Origin of the sequence: Paenibacillus dendritiformis, assembly GCF_945605565.1 — a bacterium.
GTDB lineage: Bacteria > Bacillota > Bacilli > Paenibacillales > Paenibacillaceae > Paenibacillus_B > Paenibacillus_B dendritiformis_A.
On sequence record NZ_OX216966.1, the window covers coordinates 3,312,183 to 3,324,675 of the forward strand.

General features: G+C 53.7%; 11 protein-coding genes. 10 read left to right on the forward strand and 1 reads right to left on the reverse strand.

Annotated elements, in window-relative coordinates; all coding sequences use genetic code 11:
• Window positions 1–127 precede the first annotated feature (127 nt).
• Entirely contained in the window at window positions 128–2,947 is a 2,820-nt protein-coding gene (locus NNL35_RS14475) for an endo-beta-N-acetylglucosaminidase (RefSeq protein WP_254553514.1), read from the forward strand.
• 678 nt (window positions 2,948–3,625) lie between these two features.
• Here NNL35_RS14475 and NNL35_RS14480 read toward each other — a convergent pair.
• Window positions 3,626–4,543 carry a transposase gene (locus NNL35_RS14480; RefSeq protein WP_254553515.1) on the reverse strand — a complete coding sequence of 306 codons (918 nt, stop codon included), beginning with the start codon at window positions 4,541–4,543 and terminating at the stop codon, window positions 3,626–3,628.
• Window positions 4,544–5,874: 1,331 nt separating this feature from the next.
• Here NNL35_RS14480 and NNL35_RS14485 point away from each other — a divergent pair.
• The 9 genes from NNL35_RS14485 to NNL35_RS14525 all read left to right on the forward strand — a co-directional run bounded on the left by NNL35_RS14485 (window position 5,875) and on the right by NNL35_RS14525 (window position 12,453).
• Window positions 5,875–6,177 carry an urease subunit gamma gene (locus NNL35_RS14485; protein ID WP_006679602.1) on the forward strand — a complete coding sequence of 101 codons (303 nt, stop codon included), beginning with the start codon at window positions 5,875–5,877 and terminating at the stop codon, window positions 6,175–6,177.
• Window positions 6,178–6,283: 106 nt separating this feature from the next.
• A complete protein-coding gene (locus NNL35_RS14490) occupies window positions 6,284–6,670 on the forward strand; it encodes an urease subunit beta (RefSeq protein WP_006679603.1) in 387 nt (128 codons plus the stop codon).
• A complete protein-coding gene (gene ureC / locus NNL35_RS14495; RefSeq protein ID WP_006679604.1) occupies window positions 6,667–8,382 on the forward strand; it encodes an urease subunit alpha in 1,716 nt (571 codons plus the stop codon). The genes NNL35_RS14490 and ureC overlap by 4 nt, the downstream gene beginning before the upstream one ends.
• Window positions 8,383–8,408: 26 nt before the next feature.
• On the forward strand, window positions 8,409–8,861 hold the full coding sequence (ureE, locus tag NNL35_RS14500) for an urease accessory protein UreE (protein WP_006679605.1): 453 nt from the start codon (window positions 8,409–8,411) through the stop codon (window positions 8,859–8,861).
• Window positions 8,842–9,540, forward strand: a complete 699-nt coding sequence (locus NNL35_RS14505; RefSeq protein WP_006679606.1) for an urease accessory protein UreF — start codon at window positions 8,842–8,844, stop codon at window positions 9,538–9,540. The genes ureE and NNL35_RS14505 overlap by 20 nt, the downstream gene beginning before the upstream one ends.
• A 46-nt stretch (window positions 9,541–9,586) precedes the next feature.
• Window positions 9,587–10,198, forward strand: coding sequence for an urease accessory protein UreG (gene ureG / locus NNL35_RS14510; protein WP_006679607.1), 612 nt, complete (start codon window positions 9,587–9,589; stop codon window positions 10,196–10,198).
• A gap of 1 nt (window position 10,199) precedes the next feature.
• Entirely contained in the window at window positions 10,200–11,024 is an 825-nt protein-coding gene (locus NNL35_RS14515; protein WP_006679608.1) for an urease accessory protein UreD, read from the forward strand.
• A 127-nt stretch (window positions 11,025–11,151) separates the two neighbouring features.
• The gene (locus tag NNL35_RS14520; protein WP_133380768.1) at window positions 11,152–11,415 is read left to right on the forward strand and encodes a hypothetical protein; all 264 of its coding nucleotides are present in this window, start codon (window positions 11,152–11,154) and stop codon (window positions 11,413–11,415) included.
• Window positions 11,416–11,733: 318 nt separating this feature from the next.
• The gene (locus NNL35_RS14525) at window positions 11,734–12,453 is read left to right on the forward strand and encodes an SDR family NAD(P)-dependent oxidoreductase (RefSeq protein ID WP_040734271.1); all 720 of its coding nucleotides are present in this window, start codon (window positions 11,734–11,736) and stop codon (window positions 12,451–12,453) included.
• Window positions 12,454–12,493: the final 40 nt, after the last annotated feature.

Consider the following 12,493-nt stretch of genomic DNA (forward strand, 5'->3'; position numbering starts at 1 on the left):
CCTACGGTATTGGGCAGGAAGGTTCGATTCGAGGTTCCCCCTGCGCGTAATTTCTGATAGGATAGTTCGTGGAAGCCTTTCCACAATAAATAATTAGAGGCGATGGATGAAAGAGAGGTGCAGTGCGATGAGTGCAGATTATTCATCACGCAGCAGCAACGACAAGCAGCATGTACTGGAAGATTGGTCAGCGGCCCAGGAGACTCCGAGAGGGCCGGGGCAGCCATACCTCCACGGCTACAATGCCAAAGAATTGAAAGCGTGGTCACCGGACACGGATCCGTATGCCCGCTTTTTCCGCTCACGGGTGCCGCTCGTGAAGCGGATAGCACCGTTCGCCCCGACTCAAGCGCATCCTGCGCTGACGTATCAGGCGAAGGTGATGAACTTGTCCGCCGATTACGATAAGGAGGAATGGTTCGGAGCCTACCGCTATAACGACAGCTTCAGCAGGAACGTTCTGAAGTTCTGGCAGTACCAAGATATTTACGCGGCATGGCATGGACTGCCGGTATATGGTTCACCGGAGGAAGAGCGGCAATACGGCGTTGTGAATCTTCCGAATCCGGCGTATACCGACGCCGCGCACCGGAACGGAGTCATCAGCCTGGGCGGCTGGTTCTGGCCGCGCGACACTGATTTCGGCGAGCTGGTCGAGGAGACGGAAGACGGACGCTTCCCGGTCGCCGACAAAATGATCGAAATGGCGGAGTATTTCGGGTTCGACGGCTACTTCGTCAACCAGGAGGCGAGCATCAGTGAAGAGCATGCCGCCCAGTTGATGAAGATGCTGAAGTATATGCGCGAGAGCGGACTGTACTTCAGCTGGTACGATAGTCTGGCGCCGAATGGCGAACTGCAGTATATCAATTTCTTCAATGAGATGAATGCGCCATGGGTTTTGGACCAGCGGGACGGCCGCCAGTCGAACGACAGCATATTCATTAACTATGCGTACACGCCGGAGCGGTTGGAGAAAAGCAATGCTTATGCCAAGGAGATTGGACTTGACCCGTACGAAGCGCTCTATGCCGGGGTGGAAAATGATAAGTTCCGCTTCGAGCGCGGCAATGAGCTGAAATCAATTTTCCGAGATGACGAGGCCCGCACTCCGCGCACGAGCGTGGCGCTGTTCGGCACCGATATGGTGTGGCACCGCGGACCGAATCCGTCAGATCCGAAGATGCAGCAATATATTGAGCATCGCGAGCGCATTTACTGGTCCGGCGCCAAAGGCAATCCTGCACAAAGCGGACGCGGCATCGGCTCGGAGGGAGAGAGCTGGGACGGGCTGGCGCATTTTATACCGGAGCGCTCAGTCATCGGTTCGTATCCGTTTGTCACGCGCTTCAACAACGGGCACGGGCTCGCCTTCTTCTTGAACGGAGAGGTGGCCAGCCGCAAAGGCTGGAACAACGTAAGCGCTCAAGAACTGCTTCCGACTTGGCAATGGTGGGTTGCTTCCGAAGGGAATCCGCTTGCCGTAGATTATGATTACAGCACAGCCTGGAACGGCGGCTCGTCCATCAAAGCGGAAGGACTGCTGGATCCGGGAAGCAGCACAGACATTCGTCTGTTCAAGACGGATTTGCCGACAGACACAGACGTGTTGTTATCGCTAACCTGCAAGCTTGACTGGTCGTACGCCGGGAATCAGCCGCAGGATAATGAGCCGGACTCCGCTCTGGTACAGCTGCAAATGCTGCTATACTACCAGGACCAGCCGGAGACGCCGGAAGTGCTGTCTTTCGATGCAGTGCCAGGCACAGACTGGACGACGCTTGCGAAGCGGCTTGCGGGTGGAACGAAGCGCCGGATCGCCGCTTTCGGAGTCCGTATTTTATCCCAAGCGGAGAAGAGCATCGCGGTCAAGGTGAACTTGGGTGAATTGAAGCTGATCGAGGAAGCGGCACGGATGCCTGTGCTGGCTGCCCCAACCGGCTTCCAAGTAGAACATGCATACTTCCGTGAGGAGCAAGCCTCCCTCATACTGTCATGGAAATTTGCCGATGATAGTGTTATCGATAACTTATGGTATTACGATTTGTACCGTGTGAAGGACGGGAAGCGGGAAGCGATAGGCAGAATCTTCGATGACGTGTTCTACGTCAAATCCGTAGAGCGGCTCGGAGAGCACGAGCTTACCTTGGAAGCGGTGGCTGTGAACAAGGAAGGAGTTGCTGGACAGCCGGCTGTCGCGGTATGGTCGTGGGGAGACGGCGAAGCCGTCGATGGTCCGGCTGGGCCATACCCGGCAGAGAGCCTGCAGCCGCAATTCAATACGGAAGAGGATATTGTGCTCGAGCCAGGCTGGAGCCGGTATTTGAATATCCGCGTCGAGCCGGCGTGGGCGGATAATCTGTCACTGATATGGACCTCCAGCAATGAACGCGCCGTGACCGTTAATGAGCGTGGCCAGATTACGGCCGTGGTACCTGGCGAGGCGGTTATCACTGCGGCTACGGGTAACCTGGGTGACCAAGAGGGCCCATCGCTGCAGATGAAAGTGAGTGTCGTAGCGCCAGAAGCGGCTCCGGAAGGCGGCATCACGCTGGAAGCGGAGCAATACAACCGCTCGAACGGACTCTTCGTTCCAGGCACATATGTACATGTGCGCGACTTGCATTTTGCCAACTGGATGGCGTTCGATAATGTCGACTTCGGCGCAGATGGCGTGAGCCGCATTACCGTACGCGCTGCCGTATTGACGGAAGAGACACGGATGCTCATTCATATCGGCAATGCGGAAGGCCCGCTGGTTGCGGATATAGAGCTGCCGTTGAAGGACGGCAAGCTGGCGCCTTTTTATCATAACTATTCGGTGGAATTGGCACAGCCGCTTACCGGACGTCAGACGCTGTATGTCACCTTCCAAAACCCGAGTATTCGCCGCTGGCAAGTTCGGGATACGGGGATTGCGGACATCGATTGGATCCACTTTTCATAATAAGCGTATAGGCTGCCGGCCCTGGACATGAATCCGGGGTTGGCGGCTTTTTTATGTAGAGGCAGAGCCTCACACCTATGTAGAGGAAGAGACTAGCACCTATGTAGAGGGAGAGCCTCGCACCTATGTAGAGGAAGAGCCTCACACCTATGTAGAGGGAGAGCCTCGCACCTGAGGGGAATTTGTCGAAGAGGGGAGCTTCCATTTCAAGTCCTTTTGGCCACTCTCCCATCGACTCAGTTTATGGCTGTGTGGCATGCTAACCTGTGTAGTCACAACATTATCTGACACGCCATACCTTCCATACCAGCATACCAAGTAAATCGTTTTTCCACCGGTGTACGCAAAAGCTCCTAATTCATAGCAAGCTCAACTGACTCCAAGTAAGATCACAAAAAAGCTCGTCTTAGCCTGCAGGATTACAAAAATAATACAAGCCCGTATGATTCGATGGGATATCGCAAATAAAGCAAGCTCACCTGACTCTAAATAATATCGCAAAATAAAGTAAACTCATATAAATAAGCAGGATCACAAAATAAAACAAGCTCGATTGTCTCCATAGAAAATCGTAAAATCGAACAAGCTCACGTTAACGATAAAAGCGAATATGCAGCAGGCTCGTAAGTCTATAGCTCACGAAATACAGCAGTTCATAAGACGAACAAAATCGTCAAATTAAGCGGCCTTCCGGTTGTTAGAACGACCGCGAAGAGAATGAATGGAGGCGCCAGGAAGGAGTGGCCGGATCGCTATCGACATGCACAGGTGAAGAAGCCGCTGCATAGTGCAGGCGTGCTCAGCGAGTGCATTATATCGAAAGCTAAATTCGTCCAAATAAGCCTGCAAATATTTTGACCCAATACCATGAAATGTATCGTTCATCCAGCGCCAGGCTTGGCGGAAAGTCTGATATAAGCGGCTGTTCCGGCGTACTTGGATATGGAATCGGTTGATGTAGGTTTCATCTGGATTTTCCGCATGCCATGCTGCAAAATGGTCGCAGCCGATTGGCAGCAAAAGTTTTTTGCTACAATGTTTTGGATCCACTTTCTTCATTTTTAATCTCCCAGTATGGGAAGAAGAACCGGTCACCGATTCCGCGATAATCAATGGACATTCTTTCGGATGAAGCTGGATGGGGGACGGGATGGAACGTCCGTAGAACGCCACAATGCCCTGAACAACGCCGGGAAGGGGGTGATTAGCGTCGCTATGACTTATTGCAGCTCTGATCTTATGCAGGATTAACCAAGCTGTCTTGTAGGTGACTTGAATGATCGATCGCAGTTGGACTGCGTTAATTCCTGCATCTGAACGAGAGACGAGCCACAGCGCGGTAAGCCACTTCCGAAGGGAAGTACGGCTGCCCTCCATGATGGTTCCCGTTGTTATGGAGGCCTGATATCCGCAGGCCCTGCATTGATGAAGAGGGAGGCGGCGGGTTTTGATGAGATAGGCATGGCCATGCCCGCAGCGTGGGCAGACAAAGCCCTGAGGCCATTTCAATTGGGTCAGAAAGGCAGCACAGGCCGATTCCGTAGGAAATTGGCGCTCCAATTGCTCGACACTCCCGATAGACTCCCAATTGCACATCAAGACAACCTCCTTTTCTTTCTGAAATCAGGAACGGACAGGAACGAATGTTCCTTATGATTTAATTATACAGAACACTAGTTCTCGTGTCTAGGGTAAATCGGTAATTCAAGGAAAATTTCGTTTTATCCAAATCGTTCGCTATCCTTGGTGACCGCATAACTTCACTATCCCCTTACGACAGGAAAGCAGGTTTAATTCACAGAAAATTATTAAGAAATTATAGCTTCTTAGATAAAGGGGATAGCTGATGCAACGGGATAGTGAAGATAAGGGCACCAAGATGATGGGTAAGGGCGCAATTGGAGCTGAGACAACGGGATAACGGTATAAAGAGAGGATTAAGATGATGATCAACACAGCAGTATTGAACTGAATTGATGGGATAGTGAAGATAAGGGCACCAAGATGATGGGTAAGGGCGCAATTGGAGCTGAGACAACGGGATAACGGTATAAAGAGAGGATTAAGATGATGATCAACACAGCAGTAATGAACTGAATTGATGGGATAGCGAAGATAAGGGCACCAAGATGATGGGTAACGGAGCAATTGGAGCTGAAACGACGGGATAACGGTAAAAAGACGTTATGATGATGATCAACACAGCTGGCTAGACCTGAATTGATGGGATATGGATGAGGCGGAGGCCGTTCGTAGAGCAAAACGGAAGGAACCTGGAGGCTTTGAGGAACGAGTTTTTTAGAAGGAGTCGAGTAATAGGGCTTAGACCCTCACGTTGGAATAGGCGTTTTATTAGTTTCATTTCGTGGGAAATTTTCTCTGTGATAGGAATTGATTTACTTGAAAAGTTTGCTTAAATGGCTGAAAAAACGCAATCGAGCATGAAAGCGGAGGAAAAGCTCCGTTTTAACGACGGAAGACAGCGTATTTTGTTCGTTTTGTCGATTTGCAACGCTTTAATTTCATTTCGCTTTTTAATAGAATGAAGGTAGCGATCGACAAAGATCGTTAGGTCCTCACTTTATTCGACGAATGAGTTGTCCCTCCTTAATCTAATGCTCATTCATCATTGTCAGATCTTCTCTTCACGGCTTGAAGCCGATTCTTTTAGTCAATGGCCTGCAACTCGATAACCTCATTGCAGCCAACCCTTTTTATTATATCATTGAATCATTTTTAACAACGGCAGCTTCGACTGCCTTACTTTGCCGTTCAGACATGTAAGGAGACGACTGAAGCTGGTCAGCAGCAGTGTATTTCGATGGAAAAAGATGAAACTGTATGGACAGATTTCATGAAAATGAAGAGTCCATTTCTTTTTCGAGCACATTTTCATCAGGATGGAAAACGGAACGGGAGGAGCATATATGAGATTGACACCTCGGGAACAGGAAAAGCTGATGATCGTGGTCGCAGCGGATCTGGCCCGCAGACGCAAAGATCGCGGCTTGAAGTTGAATTATCCGGAGGCCATCGCTTTGATTACATATGAAATTATCGAAGGCGCGCGGGATGGAAAAACCGTCGCACAGTTAATGAGTGAGGGCGCAACCATCCTTACGCGGGAAGATGTGATGGATGGGGTAGCGGACATGATTCCTGATATTCAGGTCGAAGCGACGTTCCCTGACGGAACGAAGCTGGTCACGGTGCATGAGCCGATACGTTAAGTCTGGCATGGACCGCTGCGGCAGGTCCTGCATAGGCCGATGCGGTGGTCCGGCATGGGGAGAAAACGCCGCTTGTATCCTGTTCACGTTGAAGGAGGAGTAACGCTTGATACCAGGTGAGTTTATTTTACGGGGCGATGAAATCGTTTGCAATGAGGGGCGCAGCACGATTACCGTCTCGGTGCTGAATCTCGGGGATCGGCCGATTCAAGTCGGATCGCATTTTCATTTCTATGAAGCGAACAGTGCGCTTCAATTCGAACGGGAACTGGCCTACGGCATGCATCTCAATATTCCGTCGGGCGCAGCCGTCCGCTTCGAGCCAGGGGACCGGAAGGATGTCGAGCTTGTGCCATTTACGGGAACACGCCATGTATACGGATTGAACAACAAGACGGATGGATCGCTGGATGAGCGGGTCGTGTTGAGTACGATTGGCAAGAATCTCGAGCAGCGGGCGTCCGAGACAAAGAAGAAGGAGACATTATCATGAGTTTTCGCATGAGCAGACGCCAGTATGCGGACATGTACGGCCCGACGGTCGGCGATGCGGTCCGCTTGGCGGATACGGATTTGTTCATCGAGATCGAGAAGGACTTCACTCGATACGGGGATGAAGCGAAGTTCGGCGGCGGCAAGTCGATCCGCGACGGCATGGGCCAGCATCCGCTGATTACCCGCGATGAGGGCGCGATGGATCTGGTGATCACGAATGCGATTATCGTCGATTATACCGGCATCTATAAAGCCGATATCGGGATCCGCGACGGGAAAATCGCGGGCATCGGGAAGAGCGGCAATCCCCTCGTTATAGATGGGGTCGATCTGATTATCGGGGCGTGCACGGAAATTCTCGCCGCAGAGGGACTGATTGTGACGGCGGGGGGCATCGACACGCATGTTCATTTTATTAATCCGGCGCAGGTTGAGCATGCATTGGCCTCCGGCTTGACGACCTTGATCGGAGGCGGCACCGGCCCGGCGGAGGGCTCGAAGGCGACGACCTGCACCCCGGGGCAATGGAACATGCACCGGATGCTGGAAGCCTCCGAAGGGCTGCCTATCAATGTCGGCTTCCTGGGCAAGGGAAGCGGCGCAACCGAGGAGCCGATGGCCGAACAGATTCGTGCCGGAGCTATCGGCTTGAAGGTGCACGAGGATTGGGGAGCTACGGCGTCCGCCATCGATTATGCGCTGCGGGTCGCTGATAAATATGATGTTCAGGTTGCGCTCCACTCCGATACGCTTAACGAGGGCGGGTTCGTGGAAGATACGATTGCCGCCATCCGCGGCCGAATCATTCACACGTATCATACCGAGGGCGCCGGCGGGGGTCATGCGCCGGACATGATCAAAATGGCCGGCCTCGCCAATGTGCTGCCGAGCTCGACCAATCCGACCCGCCCGTTCACGGTCAATACGGTGGACGAGCATCTGGATATGCTGATGGTCTGCCACCATCTCGATCCGAGCGTACCGGAGGATGTGGCCTTTGCCGACTCCCGGATTCGCGCCGAGACGATTGCGGCGGAAGATATTTTGCATGATATGGGCGTATTCAGCATGGTCAGCTCCGATTCGCAGGCGATGGGCCGCGTCGGGGAAGTCGTCACGCGGACGTGGCAGACGGCGGACAAGATGAAGAAGCAGCGCGGCAAGCTGGCAGAGGATGCCGGCAAGGTAGGGGACAACTACCGGGTGAGACGGTATGTGGCGAAATATACGATTAACCCGGCACTGACGCATGGCATCGCCGATTACGTCGGCTCAATTGAAGTCGGGAAAATGGCTGACCTGGTGATGTGGAATCCGGCCTTTTTCGGGGTAAAGCCGGATCTTGTGTTGAAGAACGGCTTCGTAGTCATGAGCTTGATGGGGGACGCCAACGCATCGATTCCGACGCCGCAGCCGTACAATTACCGCCCGATGTATGCCGCGGTAGGCAAGGCGGTTGGCCGCAGTGCGGTTACTTTTATGTCCCAGGCAGCCCTTGACGAGGATGTGCCCGGGAAGCTGGGCCTGAACAAGCTTGTCTTGCCGGTGCGCGGCATTCGCCGCATCACGAAGCGGGACATGGCCTTGAACGGAGAGACGCCGGACATTTTCGTCGATCCGCAGACCTATGAGGTGCGGGTGAATGGAGAGCTGCTGACTTGCGAGCCGGTGGATGTCGTGCCGATGGCGCAGCGGTATTTCCTGTTCTGATTCCATAATGATGATGAGGTGACTCTATGATTATCGAACAAATCGCCGGACGTTTGGCTGAATTGAGCCCCGAGGAGCGGGGAGGCCGTCATATGGAAAAAGTATTTATGGCGAGCGAAGACATGTTGAAGACGATTCAGCGGGTGACGACGGATCACGGCAACGAGATTGGCATCCGGCTTGCGCAGCGGACCGAGCTCAAGGACGGCGACATTCTGTATATGGATGACAAAAATATGATCGTGATCGAAGTGATGCCGGATGATGTGCTTGTCATTCAGCCGCGATCGATCCGGGAGATGGGCGAGATCGCCCATAAGCTGGGGAACCGCCATTTGCCGGCGCAGTTCGAGGGAGACGCGATGGTCGTCCAGTACGATTATCTGGTGGAGGATCAGCTGACCCAGGACGGAATTCCCTTTGCCCGCGAGAACAAGAAAATGAAGCAAGCGTTTCGCCATGTCGGACATAAGCACTAGCTCGCTGCTCACGCTGCTGCAGTGGTGCGATTCGAACTTCCCGTCGGGCGCGTTCAATCATTCGTTCGGCCTCGAGACGTATATGCAGGCCGGCCAGGTGACAGGCAAGGCGTCGTTCAAGCTCTGGCTGGAGGCGTATGTGCTCGAGCAGTTGGTGTACAACGATCTGCTTGCTTGCCGCCTTGCCTATGAAGCGCTGGAGGCGAACGCGCTAGAGGAGATCTGGCGCCTGGATCGGCTGATGACGATCCAGTGCATTCCGCGAGAGACGCGGGAAGGCATGCGCCGCATCGGAGAGAGAATGGTGAAGCTGGCAACCGAGCTGTACGACTCGCCAGCCCTGGCGCAATACAGCAAGCGGCTGAACGCAAAGGAATCGTTCGGGCATCCGGCGATAGCATTTGCCATGATGGCATTCCACGTCGGCGTCGAGAAGGGAACCGCCGTGCTGTCCTGTCTGTACTCGTCCGTATCCGGAATGGTCCAGAACGGGGTGCGGGCGATTCCGCTTGGCCAGACGGACGGGCAGAAGCTGCTCCGCGAGCTGCAGCCGCTGCTCGAGGAGGCCGCGCATCAGGTGCAGATGCTGACGATCGACGACCTGGGCGTCATCGCGCCCGGTCTGGAGTGTTCCCAGATGAGGCATGAGCAGCTTCATATTCGGCTGTTCATGTCCTGATGGGTGCCGGGCAGCTGAACAAATTGACCTAAGGAAGTGATGCAAGATGAGTCTTATCAAAATCGGCGTAGGCGGCCCTGTCGGTGCAGGCAAAACGATGCTGGTCGAAAAGATCACCCGCAGAATGCACGGAAAATGCAGCATGGCCGTCATCACGAATGATATTTATACGAAGGAAGACGCGAAGATTCTGATGCGCACCGGCGTTCTGCCGGAGGACCGCATTATCGGGGTGGAGACGGGCGGCTGCCCGCATACCGCGATTCGGGAGGATGCATCGATGAATTTCGCGGCGATCGATGAACTGTTGTCCCGCCATCCGGACCTGGAGATCATCTTCGTGGAGAGCGGCGGCGATAATCTGGCCGCGACGTTCAGCCCCGAGCTCGTCGACTTCTCCATCTATATTATTGACGTGGCCCAAGGGGAGAAGATTCCGCGCAAAGGCGGACAAGGCATGATTAAATCCGATTTGTTCATTATTAACAAGACGGACCTGGCTCCTTATGTCGGCGCGGATCTGAAGGTGATGGAGGCGGACACGCTGACGTTCCGCGGCAATAAGCCGTATTTTTTCACGAATCTGAAGGATGAGCAGGGGCTCGATGAAGTCGTCGCCTGGATTGAAAAACATGCCCTGCTGTCCGGCTTGGAGTAAGATGGCGTCCTGGACAGGCCAGCTGGAGCTGAAGATTGAACATCGGGGCGACCGTTCTGCCGCTTCCCGCCAATATCACCAGGGGGCCTACAAAATCGCCCGCCCCATCTACCCAGATCGAAGCGGGCAGGTGCATTATTACGTCATGAACCCGGGCGGCGGATACGTCGGCGGCGACCGGTACCGGATGGAACTGGAGCTCGGGGAAGGAGCGTCCTCATTGATGACGACGCAGTCTTCCACCAAAATCTATCGCACGCCGAAGGAGCCGGTGTTCCAATTGACGCGCATCGCGCTGGAGGCAGGCAGCTATCTGGAGTGGCTGCCCGATTCGGTCATTGCCTACCGGGACTCCCGGTATCGACAGCAGACCGATATCCGGATGCACAGCAGCGCGGCACTAATTCTAGGAGAAATCGTAACCCCGGGCTGGTCCCCGGACGGAGAGCATTTCTCGTACGATGAGATTACGTTGAAGACGATGATTGAGATGGACGGGGTGCCCGTACTGTTCGATCATCTGAGGCTTCGTCCCGGCGAGCAGCCGATTCACGGACTTGGCCGAATGGATGGGCATACCCATATCGGATCTCTGTACGTCGTCGGTCCGCTTGCGACCCGCGCGTTCATCGAGGAGCTGGCGGAGAAGCTCGATCTGAACCGGATGGAAGGCTGTATCGGGCTGTCGGAGCTCATTATTCCCGGCTTCGGCGTCCGCATGCTGGGCAATTCGACACAGGCTATCGAGACGCTGTTCGGACGAATCGCCAATGCGGTGCGGGAGAGCTGGTTCGGTTGGGGGCCGATTTCTCTGCGCAAATATTGATTCCTATTCCAGGCTGTTCCATGTACAATGTACAGAGGAGCAGCCTTCTTCGTGTCGAGATAACCCGTCGGGTCAGGTGATTCTCTTCACATGGAAAGGATACATAGAGAAAGGTGGTACTGCTTCCATGAAGCCATTGATCTGTACATCATGCCAGAAACCGTTGAATGCGTCGCAATGGAGCAGCGACGGAAAATATAAGTCTTGTCCGAGCTGCAGCACGCGCAACGGAACGGAACACGTATTTTTCCCATATCCCGACAGCTTCGGCACGACGCCAAAACGGGCTACGGCCGCCCACCCCGAGGGGCCGCAGAGCCACTGCACAAGCTGCCGCGGCACCGGGTCTTCCGCGGGCGAGCCGATTCTGTGCAGCGCCGTTGAGCGCTAGGGTGGTTCAAGCCCGCCGGGCGAGTGACCGGCACTGCTGCCGCCGCCATCGGCGTTGCTCCTTTTGGCCTTCTGCAACTGGATTCCTGCTCCGGTCCGCATGCAGAAGGCCGTCCAGGCGGGGGAGTTCTCTGTTCCGCGCCCCCATGCAATCTCCTCATCTCCCCGTCCTTTCCGCCAGCAAAAATTGTGGGTATCCATTTTCTATTCAAGTGTATGATTTGGTGTGCCTCCTCCCTTGAATTGGGGTCTTAAGGAGGAGGAAAATGAAATGATAAATTGGGACATACTTGAAAATACAATAAAAGGAGACCGGAAATTGAGAAATTATATTATTTTCGGAGCAAGCAAAGGACTTGGAGATGCGTTCGTTAAGGGAGTACCTGAACGCGGGGACCAAGTATGGATTGTATCTCGAAGCAGGCCGGACAGCATGGATTTGGTTGACGGCGTTCAAAGACACTGGATTTCAGCGGACTTATCACAGCCGGATGCGAGCAGGATTGTGGCAGAGGCATTGCGGGGCGAGACGATAGATATACTTATATATAATGTTGGCATATGGGAAAAAGAAGGCTTCGAGGATCACTATAGCTTCGATCGGGATGAGCCGGCTGATATCGCCAATATTATTCAAGTCAATATAACCTCGACGATCATATGCATTCAAGCGCTGCTGCCGCATCTTAGACGGTCGCAAGCCGGCAAAATTATTGTTATCGGGTCGACTGCCGGCCTGGATCATACCAATAATCCTCAGGTATCCTTTGTCGCCTCCAAATTCGGCTTGCGCGGCATAACCCATGCCTTGCGGGAACATGTTCGTAAAGACGGCATTGCCGTCACATGCATCAATCCGGGGGAGCTTGCCACGGAAATCCCCTATGAAGAAGGCGTCGAAAAGGCGATTGCCGAATACGATGGCACACGGATTCCGGTCCAAGACATCGTTGCTTTAGTAAAGTGTATCGTAAGTCTGTCCAAAGTGGCTTGCATCAAAGAAATTCACGTTCCCGCCATGACTGATTTGAACGCTTGACATCATAGGCGTGGCGTGCACCGGATCAGCGGCGCATATG

What these genes read in the sequence shown, in the direction of transcription:
- NNL35_RS14475 (WP_254553514.1), top strand. Translation starts at nt 128, where the DNA reads ATGAGTGCAGATTATTCATCACGCAGCAGCAACGACAAGCAGCATGTA.
- NNL35_RS14480 (WP_254553515.1), bottom strand. Translation starts at nt 4,543, where the DNA reads ATGTGCAATTGGGAGTCTATCGGGAGTGTCGAGCAATTGGAGCGCCAA.
- NNL35_RS14485 (WP_006679602.1), top strand. Translation starts at nt 5,875, where the DNA reads ATGAGATTGACACCTCGGGAACAGGAAAAGCTGATGATCGTGGTCGCA.
- ureC (WP_006679604.1), top strand. Translation starts at nt 6,667, where the DNA reads ATGAGTTTTCGCATGAGCAGACGCCAGTATGCGGACATGTACGGCCCG.
- ureE (WP_006679605.1), top strand. Translation starts at nt 8,409, where the DNA reads ATGATTATCGAACAAATCGCCGGACGTTTGGCTGAATTGAGCCCCGAG.
- NNL35_RS14505 (WP_006679606.1), top strand. Translation starts at nt 8,842, where the DNA reads ATGTCGGACATAAGCACTAGCTCGCTGCTCACGCTGCTGCAGTGGTGC.
- ureG (WP_006679607.1), top strand. Translation starts at nt 9,587, where the DNA reads ATGAGTCTTATCAAAATCGGCGTAGGCGGCCCTGTCGGTGCAGGCAAA.
- NNL35_RS14515 (WP_006679608.1), top strand. Translation starts at nt 10,200, where the DNA reads ATGGCGTCCTGGACAGGCCAGCTGGAGCTGAAGATTGAACATCGGGGC.
- NNL35_RS14520 (WP_133380768.1), top strand. Translation starts at nt 11,152, where the DNA reads ATGAAGCCATTGATCTGTACATCATGCCAGAAACCGTTGAATGCGTCG.